Annotated in this window: 8 protein-coding genes; all 8 read left to right on the top strand. The window is 48.6% G+C overall.

What is annotated here, in order from left to right; genetic code table 11:
- Positions 1-82 precede the first annotated feature (82 nt).
- Entirely contained in the window at positions 83-3,883 is a 3,801-nt protein-coding gene (locus tag CG67_RS10295; RefSeq protein ID WP_025902865.1) for a DNA translocase FtsK 4TM domain-containing protein, read from the top strand.
- Between the two features lie 174 nt (positions 3,884-4,057).
- Positions 4,058-4,669 carry an outer membrane lipoprotein chaperone LolA gene (gene lolA, locus CG67_RS10290; RefSeq protein WP_025902864.1) on the top strand — a complete coding sequence of 204 codons (612 nt, stop codon included), beginning with the start codon at positions 4,058-4,060 and terminating at the stop codon, positions 4,667-4,669.
- Positions 4,670-4,676: 7 nt separating this feature from the next.
- Positions 4,677-6,020 (top strand): replication-associated recombination protein A, encoded by a 1,344-nt coding sequence (locus CG67_RS10285; protein WP_025902863.1) that lies wholly within the window; start codon positions 4,677-4,679, stop codon positions 6,018-6,020.
- Between the two features lie 96 nt (positions 6,021-6,116).
- Entirely contained in the window at positions 6,117-7,409 is a 1,293-nt protein-coding gene (serS, locus tag CG67_RS10280; RefSeq protein WP_025902862.1) for a serine--tRNA ligase, read from the top strand.
- A gap of 1,046 nt (positions 7,410-8,455) precedes the next feature.
- Positions 8,456-8,935 (top strand): spore coat U domain-containing protein, encoded by a 480-nt coding sequence (locus CG67_RS10275; RefSeq protein WP_025902861.1) that lies wholly within the window; start codon positions 8,456-8,458, stop codon positions 8,933-8,935.
- A gap of 24 nt (positions 8,936-8,959) precedes the next feature.
- Positions 8,960-9,673 carry a molecular chaperone gene (locus tag CG67_RS10270; protein WP_025902860.1) on the top strand — a complete coding sequence of 238 codons (714 nt, stop codon included), beginning with the start codon at positions 8,960-8,962 and terminating at the stop codon, positions 9,671-9,673.
- A gap of 58 nt (positions 9,674-9,731) precedes the next feature.
- A complete protein-coding gene (locus CG67_RS10265) occupies positions 9,732-11,981 on the top strand; it encodes a fimbria/pilus outer membrane usher protein (protein WP_235501127.1) in 2,250 nt (749 codons plus the stop codon).
- On the top strand, positions 11,972-12,928 hold the full coding sequence (locus CG67_RS10260; protein WP_025902858.1) for a spore coat U domain-containing protein: 957 nt from the start codon (positions 11,972-11,974) through the stop codon (positions 12,926-12,928). Before CG67_RS10265 ends, CG67_RS10260 begins: the two co-directional genes overlap by 10 nt.
- The last annotated feature ends 792 nt before the right edge of the window (positions 12,929-13,720 follow it).

Here is a 13,720-nt window from a genome sequence, read left to right as displayed (position 1 = left end):
CACTCCTGTGAATTCATACAGGAACAGTGCTGACTAATGGTGCTGTTCCTCTCTTTCGTTGACAGGCACCTGGAGAGATCTCTTGAGCCAGGAATATACAGAAGATAAAGATGTATCTTTAACGCCACTGAGTAGTGGACAACGGCTGCTGGAAGCATTACTGATTCTGGTGGCACTTTTTGCCGTTTATTTAATGGTCTCCCTGGTCAGTTTTAATCCTTCTGACCCGAGCTGGTCACAAACCGCCTGGCATGAGCCCATCCATAATTTAGGTGGCCGGCCCGGAGCCTGGCTGGCTGATACCCTGTTCTTTATCTTCGGGGTGATGGCTTACGCCATTCCGGTGGTGATCATTGGTTTATGCTGGATTTCCTTCCGTCATCGCAACCGCAATGAATACATCGATTGCTTTGCTATCGGCCTGCGTCTGATAGGCGTGCTGGCGCTGGTGGTCACTACCTGTGGTCTGGCCGCAATCAATGCTGATGATATCTGGTATTTCGCCTCCGGAGGCGTGATTGGCAGCCTGGTCAGTAGTGCGATGGCACCTTATCTCAATCAGATGACAGGGACATTGGTCCTGCTGTTTGTCTGGGCGGCCGGGATCACTCTGTATACCGGGTGGTCATGGCTGACAATTGCAGAGAAGATCGGCGGGGCAGTAATGACCGTTCTTACCTTCGCGAGCAATCGCTCCCGGGGTGATGATCGCTGGCAATATGAGGATGAGGATGACGCGCCTGAGTCGGTTTCCCGCAAAGAAACCTCACAGGAAGTCACAGAAGATGATCCTCTGTTCCGTTCGACAGATGCTGCGGCAAACGAGCCATCGGCACACGGAAATACCGCACATCCGTCAGAGAACGAAGAACATGACCCGCTGTTTTCAACGCCAGTGTCTGCTCCGAAAACGGATGATAATGACCCCTTATTGAGCCCATCAACCTTTGCTTCAGTCACGGCGGAGGATGACAACGATCCATTATTCAGTGCGCCAGCGTTTGGAACGGCACCGGAAACCGCTGCACCGGTAACCCCGCAACCTGCATCGGTTCAATCCGGGGTACCGGAAAACCGCCCGACGCCGGTCGTCGCAGCCGATGCTTACAGAGCACCGGCACAGGTGAAAACAACGCAGGCCGCAGAGCCACCGCTTTACCGTTTCGATGTACCGGAGACGGTTGCGTCTCAGCCGACGCCTGAAGCTCCGCCGTCACCGGCATCACGGGCCTCCGGGGTAGCTCCGCAGGTTCAGACATCCCGGTCTGACCCTCAGACGTCGTCGTCGGCGGTACCTCAGACCCGGGTTGCGGCGGCGACGCCTGCTGCAGTCAATGCTCAGACCGTGGCTGCCACCGTAGTAAAACCGGCCGGGCAGTCACCGTTTGCTGTGGCAGCCAGTATGGGTAAATTACAGACCCCTCCGACGGTGACGGAACCTGTACAGCGTAGTGGTAACCCTCAGGTAAAACGCGGGATTGGGGGGCCGGAACTGCCACGTCCGAATCCTGTCCGTTTGCCGACCCGCCGTGAAATGGCCTCTTATGGTATTAAATTACCTTCACAACGTATTGCGGAAGAAAAAGCACGTGAAGAGGAGTTACAGCGTCAGTTGAATTCTCAGATGACGGAGACAAGCGAGTCTTCGGCCGAAGAAAATGAATTCGACCAGGCGGCGCTGCGCCAGGCGTTTACCATGCAGCAAAAGGCACGGTATGGCGAGGATCATGTCACTGTGACACCTGAAGAAGAAGATGAGCTGCAACAGGCGATGCTGGCGCGACAGTTCTCCGAACAGCAACAACAGCGGTATCAGACGACGGCAGAGGATGTTACTGAAGTCAGTGCTGACCATGTAGCGACCTCTGCGCCACTCTCTTCAGAGGCTATCTCTGCGTTTGATTTCTCACCGATGAAAGAACTGGTGGATGACAATCCGGCAGAGCCTCTGTTTACGATTGCTCCGGGGGCTGAAACTGCAGCGCCGGCACAGTCACCGTCTTCTGTCGCAGGGATTAACTCAGCGCAGCATTCGCAGACGCAGGGCGCCACTGCACAGCCGGGGCAGCCGCAATACGCGGCTCAGCAAGCACCGGCACAGTCACCGTCTTCTGCCTCAGGGGTTAACTCAGCGCAGTATTCGCAGCCGCAGGGTGCCACTGCACAACCGGGGCAGCCGCAATACGCGGCTCAGCAAGCACCGGCACAGTCACCGTCTTCTGCTGCAGGGGTTAACTCAGCGCAGTATTCGCAGCCGCAGGGCGCCACTGCACAACCGGGGCAGCCGCAATACGCGGCCCCGCAGGAAACGGTTTCTCAACCGCAGGCTGCTCAGGAACAGCAGAGTCTGTTCCACCCGTTCCTGGTTCGTCATGAACAGCCACTGGAAAAACCATCAACACCTCTTCCGACCATGGATTTACTGACGCCACCTCCGGTGGAAGAAGAGCCGGTGGATATGTTTGCACTGGAACAAACAGGTAAACTGGTTGAGGCAAGACTGAATGACTTCAGAGTCAAAGCAGAAGTTGTCGGTATTTCACCGGGACCGGTGATCACCCGTTTTGAGCTGGACCTGGCGCCAGGGGTGAAAGCCGCCAGAATTTCTAATCTCTCCCGCGACCTGGCCCGTTCATTATCCGCCGTTGCGGTTCGTATTGTTGAGGTCATTCCGGGCAAGCCGTATGTCGGGCTGGAATTACCGAATAAACATCGCCAGACCGTTTATTTGCGTGAAGTGCTGGACTGCGCAAAGTTCAGGGACAATCCGTCGCCGCTGGCGATTGTACTGGGGAAAGATATTGCCGGTCAGCCAGTGGTGGCAGACCTTGCTAAAATGCCCCATTTGCTGGTCGCCGGTACCACCGGTTCAGGGAAATCTGTCGGCGTGAACGCCATGATCATCAGTATGCTGTATAAGGCAACCCCTGATGAAGTGCGCTTCATTATGATTGACCCGAAAATGCTGGAACTTTCTGTGTATGAAGGTATTCCGCATCTGCTGACTGAAGTTGTGACAGACATGAAGGATGCAGCCAATGCGTTACGCTGGAGTGTCGGAGAGATGGAACGTCGCTACAAGCTGATGTCCGCGCTGGGCGTACGTAACCTTGCAGGTTATAACGAAAAAATCGTGCAGGCTGAAGCGATGGGCCGGCCTATTCCGGATCCGTTCTGGAAACCTGGTGATAGTATGGACACTACACCGCCGGTTCTCGAAAAGCTGCCCTACATCGTCGTGCTGGTAGATGAGTTTGCTGACCTGATGATGGCCGTGGGTAAAAAGGTAGAAGAACTGATCGCCCGCTTGGCACAAAAAGCCCGTGCCGCCGGTATTCACCTGGTATTGGCGACGCAGCGTCCGTCGGTCGATGTGATCACCGGGCTTATTAAAGCGAATATTCCTACGCGTATCGCTTTTACCGTTTCAAGTAAAATTGACTCCCGTACCATCCTGGATCAGGCCGGGGCGGAATCATTGCTCGGGATGGGGGATATGCTTTATATGCCGCCTAACTCGTCGATGCCGGTACGTGTGCATGGGGCGTTTGTCCGTGACCAGGAAGTTCATGCTGTGGTTCAGGACTGGAAAGCCCGGGGCAGACCTCAATATATCGACAGTATCACTGCCGGTGATGAGAGTGAGAACGGAGCGGGCGGCGCAGATGGCAACGGTGAAGAACTGGATCCGCTGTTCGACCAGGCGGTCGGATTTGTGGTCGAAAAACGTCGCGCCTCGATTTCCGGTGTTCAGCGACAGTTCCGTATCGGTTATAACCGGGCCGCCAGGATCATCGAACAGATGGAAGCTCAGGGGATAGTTTCCGAACCCGGACATAACGGTAACCGGGAAGTGCTGTCACCCCCGCCGCACGAAATGTAAGTTCTGATAACAGGTTGTTATCCTGATGGGCCAGAGTTTTCTGGCCCATTGCTTATCACTCCCGCTATCCCCATAGTAATACTCAGAATTCAGTTTTTTCTCCTGTCGGAATATACCGGCAGAGACTACGGTTAACAGTGCACAGCCGGAATGAAGGATAAGGAATAATTACAGATGAAAAAATTGTTGATTGCTACAGGTGTTATCAGTCTTATGATTTCAGCCGCTGTCAGGGCCGACGACTCAGCCAGCCTGCAGGCACGTCTGGATAAAGTGAGTAGTTTTCATGCGCAATTCAGTCAGAAAGTCACGGATGCTTCAGGAAATAACGTGCAGAACGGTGAAGGTGAACTGTGGGTTCAGCGTCCGAGCCTGTTTAACTGGCACATGACCGCCCCGGATGAAAGTACCATTATCTCCGATGGCAAAACGTTATGGTTTTATAATCCTTTCGTTGAACAGGTGACGGCGACCTGGGTGAAAAATGCCACCAGCAATACGCCTTTTATGCTGATCGCACGTAATCAGCCATCAGACTGGAAACGCTATAATGTGAAGCAGCAGGGCGATAATTTTGAACTGACGCCGAAGAGCAGTGACGGTAATTTAAAAGAGTTCACGATTGATGTGACTCCGGGCGGCACGATCCGTCAGTTTAGTGCGGTTGAGCAGGACGGGCAACGCAGCAGTTATGAGCTGAAAAGCCAACAGAATGGTGCGATCAGCGCGGATAAATTCAGGTTTACTCCTCCTCAAGGGGTAACGGTGGATGATCAGCGTCAGTGAGGTGAATGTGGATACACTTTCTCTGGATTTCGCTGCAAACGATTTTCAGCCCCTGGCCGCACGTATGCGGCCTCGAACACTGGCTGAATATGGCGGCCAGCAGCATCTGCTGGCCGCAGGTAAACCCCTGCCGAGAGCCATTGAAGCCGGTCACCTGCATTCTATGATCCTCTGGGGCCCTCCGGGAACCGGTAAGACAACATTGGCAGAGATTATCGCCCGGTATGCGAATGCCGGTGTCGAGCGTATTTCTGCGGTTACCTCCGGGGTCAAAGATATCCGTGAAGCTATTGCGAGGGCGGATCAGAGCAGACAGGCAGGTCGCAGGACGATCCTTTTTGTGGATGAGGTGCACCGCTTTAATAAAAGTCAGCAGGATGCTTTTCTGCCGCATATAGAAGACGGAACCATTACCTTTATCGGCGCTACGACAGAAAATCCCTCTTTTGAACTTAATTCGGCACTGCTTTCCCGTGCCCGGGTTTATCTGCTGAAATCACTGACGGTCACCGATATTGAGAAAGTTCTCGATCAGGCAATGTCCGATAGTGACCGCGGCCTGGGCGGACAGGCTCTGAAATTACCGGATGAGACCCGGAAGATGATAGCGGAACTGGTGAACGGGGATGCCCGCAGGGCGCTGAATACGCTGGAGATGATGGCGGATATGGCTGAACCGGATGCCGGGGGGATGCGAATACTTACTCCGGCGTTATTAACCGAAGTCGCCGGCGAACGTACTGCCCGCTTCGATAATAAAGGTGACCGCTTTTATGATCTGATTTCAGCGTTGCATAAATCCGTCCGTGGTTCTGCCCCGGACGCTGCCCTTTACTGGTACGCACGTATTATTACCGCAGGCGGTGATCCGCTGTATGTTGCCCGTCGTCTGCTGGCGATTGCTTCAGAAGATATCGGTAATGCCGACCCAAGAGCGATGCAGGTCGCCATTGCCGGCTGGGATTGTTATACCCGGGTGGGTCCGGCTGAAGGAGAAAGGGCGATAGCACAAGCGATTGTTTATTTATCCTGCGCGCCAAAGAGTAATGCGGTATACCGGGCTTTTAATGCTGCTATGGCGTCTGCCAGAGAAAATCCTGATTATGATGTTCCGGATCATCTCCGTAATGCACCGACCCGACTAATGAAAGAAATGGGGCTCAATAAAGGTTACCGTTATGCCCATGATGAGCCTAACGGCTATGCCGCTGGCGAGGAGTATTTTCCGCCTGAAATGGCCGGTTCGCGCTATTATTCACCAGTTGAACGCGGTCTGGAGACGAAAATTGCAGAAAAGCTGGCATGGCTGACTGAACAGAATCAAAATAGCCCGACAAAACGCTACCGCTGATAAAAACATTACGGTAAGGTGAGTAGCAACGTTATTTCGTTTTGTGGATCTCTCCCGACGATTTTTTCATATTATTAACTCATACACAGGATTAGTATGCTCGATCCCAATCTGCTGCGTAATGAGCCAGACGCAGTTGCAGAAAAACTGGCACGCCGGGGATTTACTCTGGATGTTGAGACGTTACGTTCTCTTGAAGAACGTCGTAAAGTTTTGCAGGTAGAAACCGAAAATCTCCAGGCGGAACGTAATTCACGATCCAAATCCATCGGTCAGGCCAAAGCGCGTGGGGAAGATATCGAGCCACTGCGTAAGGAAGTGAATGAACTGGGAGAGCGACTGGAAGCTGCCAAAGCAGAACTGGACGCACTTCAGACTGACATCCGTAATCTTGCACTGACATTGCCAAACCTGCCAGCAGATGAAGTGCCTGAGGGGAAAGATGATCAAGATAACCTGGAAGTCAGTCGCTGGGGTGAACCTCTGAAGTTTGATTTCCAGGTACGTGACCATGTGGATCTGGGTGAGCTTGCCGGCGGGATGGATTTTGCTTCTGCGGTTAAGCTGACCGGTTCACGTTTTGTGGTGATGAGAGGGCAAATTGCCCGTATGCACCGTGCCCTGACGCAATTTATGCTGGACCTGCACACCGGTGAACATGGTTATACCGAGATGTATGTCCCTTATCTGGTGAATCAGGATTCATTATACGGCACCGGTCAGTTACCAAAATTTGGTAACGACCTGTTCCATACTCGTCCGCTGGAAGAAGAAGCCGACAGCAGTAATTATGCGTTGATCCCGACAGCGGAAGTTCCGTTGACGAATCTGGTCCGTGATGAAATTCTGGACGAAGAAAATTTACCGCTGAAAATGACGGCACACACACCTTGCTTCCGTGCTGAAGCCGGGTCATACGGTCGTGATACCCGCGGATTAATCCGTATGCATCAGTTTGATAAAGTCGAAATGGTGCAGGTTGTTGCTCCGGAGACGTCGATGCAGGCGCTGGAAGAACTGACCGGTCATGCAGAGAAAGTTCTGCAGTTACTGGAACTTCCTTACCGCAAAATGCTGCTATGCACCGGCGATATGGGCTTTGGTGCCACTAAGACTTACGACCTTGAGGTCTGGTTACCGGCACAGGATACCTATCGCGAGATTTCCTCCTGTTCAAATATGGCTGACTTCCAGGCTCGTCGTATGCAGGCACGTTGCCGCAGTAAAACCGAGAAAAAACCGAAGCTGCTGCATACTCTGAATGGGTCAGGACTGGCGGTCGGACGTACTCTGGTGGCTGTACTGGAAAACTACCAGCAGGCCGATGGTCGGATCCGTGTTCCGGAAGTCCTGAAGCCTTATATGAATAATCTGGACTTTATTGGCTGATCCTTCATGCTGATAAAAAACCTGCCTTTCGAAAGAACGGCAGGTTTTTTTTTGCCTGTAAAACAGGATGCTCTCGATACCGTTGTGCCGGGCACTGAATGTTTCTCATGCCAGTGATGAACAGAGCTAAACCGTACTAAAAAAGCAGTACTATTACTGGCAGGTATGTATTCCGGAATGATGCTTATGCATGCCTGCTGACTTCCTGTGAAGCAAGCAGGTGAGGGGCTTCTCAGACAGGCTTACAGTGTCCCGGGATAATGGGCTTAGCCATAATCAGAAGAAGAATATACCGCACCCTACTGCGTATAGTTACCTGCCTAATGTTTATGCATCAATAGATATCATAATAAAAAGCGTGTATTCGATAGGCTCAGAATAATTAACCAACGAAACGAAATCGCAAATAAGAATATTAATAATAACCAGAACATTTACCGCGAAATATAGAATAGCCCTGAAATATATAGCACCCTGATTAAAACGACAAGTGACAAAAAAGCATTAAAAACCCAGTGTTTTATCTGGTTAAAAAATAAACATGTATGGAATATATATACGTACTTATGAATAAAAGAGTTATTTTGGTGAATACATAATCAGGTCAATGCCTTTAGAGTAATTTTATTGTAAAGATAACGATATTAATCAAGGCTATTTGTAATTTACGACGATATTTTAGTCTTGAAAAGAGGTGTTTAGACGATTTATAAGCTGGATTAAATGACTGATTAATAGTTTTTCCCTATTAATGCAAGACGGCACCTTAGAGTATTTAATTGCATATTATTTATTTATATAGTGTTCTGTGCTAAAATTTTGAATATTAATAGTTATATACTCTAAAAACTATCTCCATCATGGGTTTTATTGATGCTAACTTCATTGATAGTTATATTTGATCATTCATCTGCGTTGGATTTTTATTATTGACGAGTATAGTGCTGCCGCACTACGAATCATTTGAATCGCTAATCTGTTTATTCAGGTACTCCGGCGATCTTCTGATTGAACATACCAACCAAAAAAATAAAAAGAGAAAGAATATGTTGAAAAAATCACTGTTAATGATTTCTGTAACTTCATCTTTAGTTTTTACTTCTGCAAGTTATGCAGATACTTCTGCTTATACTGAGCAGGCAACTGCCAATATGAATGTGTCGCTGACAGTATTAAAGGCATGTAGTATTACTGCCAGTGATATGTCTTTTGGTAAGCAATACAGCAACGCGGGTGACTTATCTGTTTCAACCACAGCGTCGGTCGTTTGCACCAAAAATACGCCGTATAAGGTTTCGTCTGATAGTTCACATGATTATGAAATGTCAGATACTAACGGAGACAAAATTGCCTATAGTCTCTATACTGATAAGACTGCAACGACACCATTTACCACAGGTAGCACTGGTACCGGTAGCGGTGTTGCTCAGAGCATTAACATTTATGGCCAGGTAAGTTCAGCTGCATTGCAGGTTGCACCTGCTGGCGATTATACTGATACAGTAATGCTGACTGTAGATTATTAATTATTTTCCTGGCTGGTAAGGTATATGACTCGTATCTGTTATTTTTTCAGTATCCTGATTGCGACTTTTGTCTTTTCTTCTTCATATGCCGCCAGCTTACAGGTTTTCCCCGTGAATATTAATTTTTCACAGGGAGAAAATGTCAAAGCAATATATGTAAACAATACGGGGGCCGATCCTATCAGCGCACAGGTTCGGGTCTATAAATGGACGCAGCAGAATGAAACTGATGTGCTGACAGAAACTCAGTCTCTGATAGTCAGTCCGCCCATTACAGCAATACCGCCAGGCAAGCAGCAGTTATTACGTATTATCCTTCCTGTCCCGGCAGGGCCATCTGAGCAAACTTACAAACTGGTTGTAGATGAATTGCCCGGAGCTGCCGATACTAGCGGAAAGCGTGCTGTAAGATTCTTACTGCGTTACACACTTCCGGTATTTATTAATACGCCTCAGAGCGTGCCAAATTTAAGTAACATTAATTTTTATCTGGATACTCATTCTGTTCCTGAAAAACTGCGCATCGTAAATAATGGGCCGGAACACTTGAAACTGAGTAATGTAATTTTATCTTCAGGTAAGCATCAGGTAACGATTAACCAGGGGTTAATGGGGTATGTTTTAGCACATAGTACCCGTTCATGGTCTTTGCCGAAAGGCAGGTACTCCGGTTCAACACTTACTTTTACCACTAATGATGATTCGACAACAAAAACAGTCCCGATCACTATCCAGTAAATATTTTTTATATACATCGCTTATCGTTTCTTCGTCTGTTTTTGCTGCTCCGGATGAAATGCTATATCTGAATATTTCTGTCAATGGAGCATCCATTCCTGGTCTGTTTCAGATTTCAAAAAATGGTAATAATTTTTATATTTCTGCTGAAGATGCGAAAAAATTAAATATTAATACTCAGCAGTTACCATTAAAAAATAATCATTTAGATCTGAGCAGTCAGCCCGGACTCGTGATCAATTATGATGCCTTAAATCAGATCCTGGAAATAAAAGCAGATAAGCACTGGCTGGGGGGGGATCAAAAGCTCAATAGCCAGCAGCATTCCGGCTTTATTTCCAGCCAGCAATTCTCTCCGGCAGTGAAAGGGATGGCTCTGAATTATGACCTCTATGCCAGCCAGGATATTTCAGGGCAGGACTTAACCGCTTATACGCAGTTACGTTCTTTTGGCATCGGCCCGGGGAATTTCAGCAGTTCCTTTAACAGTCGTTTTGAGGACCTGGAGGGGAATACGGAGAATGACACACAGCGTCTTATGACAAGCTGGAGTTATGACAATCCGGAAAAACTGCTGAGTGTCACCCTGGGCGATAGTTATACCGGTTCGCAATCATGGACTAACAGCGTCCGTTTCGGCGGACTCAGCATTTCTCATAACTATAGTTTGCAGCCAAACTTTAATACCTCAACACAGGATGTATTATCAGATACGACAGCATTACCGTCGACTGTCGATCTCTATGTGCAGGGGATTAAACAATCGTCAGAACATGTGAATCCCGGTCAGTTTACTCTGACAACCTCACCATTTTTTACCGGTAGTAATACGGCTCAGGTCGTGATCACCGATATTAATGGTCAGCAACGCGTCATCAATCTCAATCTTTATGGTTCTGACCTGTTACTGACTAAAGGGTTGAATACCTGGAGTCTGAACGCAGGCTGGATCCGTGAGAATTACAGCTACAGATCGTTCAGTTACGATCCTGATTTGATGGCAACAGGCAACTGGCGTTATGGACTGGCCGATAACCTTACTCTTGAGGGGCATACGGAACAGGGGCAACCTCTTCAGAACGGTGGCTTAGGATTTAACTATTTGCTCTCCCCGGAACTGGGGATTGTTCATAGTGATTTTTCTGTCAGCCGCCATGACGGAGATTCCGGCGAGCAATGGGGGATGGGCTGGCAATGGTCGGATCAGCGCTTTAGTGCTTCCGTGTCGCAAACGCGGCGCAGTACGGCTTATCGTGATATGTCAGCGCTGTCAGATAGCACCTTAGCCACACATTCCGATAATGCATTTATCAGTTGGTCTTTCAGGCATATCGGTACCGTCGGTATGAGCTGGATTAACCGTCAGTATCCGGAAACACATCAGCAATATGCAGGTTTTTCATGGTTTAAGACGTTCGGTCAGCGTTTTAATATCGCGACCAGCCTGACGCAATCGATGGAGGATACACACGATAAGACGGTATATATCAATCTGTCGTTCCCGCTGACAGATCATCAGTATGTATCGATTCAGCGGTCGCAGGGAAGTCAGTCGACGTATAACCAGCTTAGCTGGTCACGTTCTCTGGACTCTAATAAACCAGGCTGGGGGGGCAATCTGTCGGTGCAAAACGGGGATAACCCGAATACCCATGCAGACTATCGTCAGCGGACTACCTGGAGTGATTTGGAGCTCGGCTATAACCGGTACAACCAGCAGAATAATTATTACGCATCTATGACCGGAGCTGTTGGGTTCTTTATGGGGCATTTCTATGCCACCCGGGAACTGGGTGATGCGTTCGCTATTGTTGATACTGCAGGGGTACCGAATATTCCTGTATATCTTCAGCACCGACCGGCAGGTAAGACGGATAAGCATGGGACATTGTTCCTGAATGATCTGGATCCTTACTTCAAAAATGATATTACGATTGATGTGCTGTCTCTGCCGCTCGACTACCGCGCACTTTATACCGAGCAGGAGATCATCCCTAAAGGGGGAGGCGGGGCGATAGCATCGTTCTCGATTTATCGCACGCATGCATTACTGATTATCGGTAAACAGGCAAACGGGACGGCGTTACCTTTTGCAGCCGCGGTTGATGTAACAAACGCCGAGGGGCTGACTGCCGATAAAGGGACAACCCATACGGTAGTTGGCTATGAAGGCAATATCTATCTGGAAGATCCTCCGGCCAGTGGTGACGTCGTTGTCCACCGTACCGGCGGAGATTGCCGGATAAAATTACCAGCACAGTTGCCCGCAGAGCAAAATGTGGTGCAGATGGAGGCGATATGCCAGTGATCAGAGTTATTCTGTTAATAATCGTTGCCGGGATCGGATTCAGTTTTTCTTCCGGCGCTTCTGCCGATCCGTACTGCTGGACAAATGGCGGGGCGAGTTTCGCTTTTGGTACAGTGACAGCAGGGCAGTCGGCATCGACGTCGGCTCAGGTTCCCCTGTCATGCCAGAATTATACTTCAGCCCCGACCTATATCAGAGCATGTCTGACATTGCAGGATAATGCGCCATTGTCTATGCATCTCAATCCGGATAATGGCTATCCGTTGTATTTTAATTTGTATCCAACGACTGATCCCGATTCGCCGTTAAGTGCAAGCAGCACTGTCTATGCTCAGCAAGATTTGGTGCTCGCTTCAGGACAGCAATCAGGGTTAAATATTCCTTTGATTGCAAAGATTATCGCCGGACAGAGTAAGCTTTCGGCAGGTGACTACTATAACTATAATTTCACAACGATTACTAAGTACAGCTATGCCAGCAGCGCGTCTCAACTGCCTTCCTGTGCGTCAATGCCCGCCACAAAAGTGTATCAGGCATCCAGTGGGGCCAGTGCAGTGATCAAAAATGGTTGTCAGATAAACAATGTCAGTGACCTGAGCTTCGGTGAACAAAGCCCGGCGGCTTCATCCACATTGTCGACAACTTCCACCTCAACAATCACGGTGACCTGCCCTGTGAATACATCTTTCTCAGTAGGGCTTGGTAGCGGGCTTCATAGCCAGCAATCAACCCGTTATTTGTGTAACAGTTCAGATAATCAGTGTGTGTCTTATAAGCTGTATCAGGATGCTGCACACAGTAAGGTATGGGATAACACCAATACTCAAACGTTCTCTTCAGCAACCGGTTCCAGCCAAAGTATGACCGTTTATGGTGTGGTCCCTTCCCAAAGCTGGCCAACGCCTGGCAGCTATAATGATACAGTGACCGTGACACTAAATTATTAATCTGCTTTCCGGCTTGTACTCTGCCCGACTCAGGGCGTTTTACAAGCCGGCTTCAGTAACACCTGATGTATTTTCCCCCGCTTCACCCAAATTCTGCTCATCCCTTGTTCTGTTAAAACAGATGATTTTCTTAAAACTGATTAAAATCATAAAAAATATTAATTTCATTTGTAAATATTCGCACCCTCTTGTATATCTAAGACAACAGGTAACAGAGATTACCTAAAGTAGTTTTATATTTTAAACATTTAACCAGGGCGGAAAGCATTAGCCTGCTGCATTTATTGCAAGAGGGGGTGGTAAATGCGATATCCATACAGAAGTATCAGAGTTTTAGTTTTTTCAGCTATTTTTTCAGCAATGAGTCTGATGGTAGCTTTTCCTGCATCGAGTCAGATAGTTGAGGCCTCTTTGGGAGTACATTTGCAGGTGGTTAACCGCTGTGCAATGTTACTAGAAGCCTCAGCAGGTGATATCTCAGTGCATTGCAACAGACACGTAGCCTATAGGATTTCTGTTCGTCCGGATGTGGTGAATGTGGATGGTATGAACCGTGTGGTGGTGAGTTACTAAAAAGACATATAAAAAGGAAAATCTGACGCTATCAGAGGATGTATCCGTGGCAGAGCTTCTATGTCCTGCCCGATATTGCTATCTATCTTTATGCCCTGAAGTCATTAAACTGTTGATTTACACAGACCCTGCCTTTCCCGTTTTTCTCATCAATTTCCCTGTACGACAGCAAAAAATGCTCTGCTTATTTTTGTTAATTGACTTTAAAATTGTTGGTGC

The sequence above is a fragment of the Tatumella sp. UCD-D_suzukii genome (assembly GCF_000611875.2).
In the GTDB taxonomy this organism is placed as follows: Bacteria; Pseudomonadota; Gammaproteobacteria; order Enterobacterales; family Enterobacteriaceae; genus Tatumella; species Tatumella ptyseos.
Note: the sequence above shows the minus strand (reverse complement) of the source record. Positions and strands in the feature narration are given on the sequence as shown.

What these genes read in the sequence shown, in the direction of transcription:
- lolA (WP_025902864.1), top strand. Translation starts at nt 4,058, where the DNA reads ATGAAAAAATTGTTGATTGCTACAGGTGTTATCAGTCTTATGATTTCA.
- serS (WP_025902862.1), top strand. Translation starts at nt 6,117, where the DNA reads ATGCTCGATCCCAATCTGCTGCGTAATGAGCCAGACGCAGTTGCAGAA.
- CG67_RS10275 (WP_025902861.1), top strand. Translation starts at nt 8,456, where the DNA reads ATGTTGAAAAAATCACTGTTAATGATTTCTGTAACTTCATCTTTAGTT.
- CG67_RS10270 (WP_025902860.1), top strand. Translation starts at nt 8,960, where the DNA reads ATGACTCGTATCTGTTATTTTTTCAGTATCCTGATTGCGACTTTTGTC.
- CG67_RS10265 (WP_235501127.1), top strand. Translation starts at nt 9,732, where the DNA reads ATGCTATATCTGAATATTTCTGTCAATGGAGCATCCATTCCTGGTCTG.
- CG67_RS10260 (WP_025902858.1), top strand. Translation starts at nt 11,972, where the DNA reads ATGCCAGTGATCAGAGTTATTCTGTTAATAATCGTTGCCGGGATCGGA.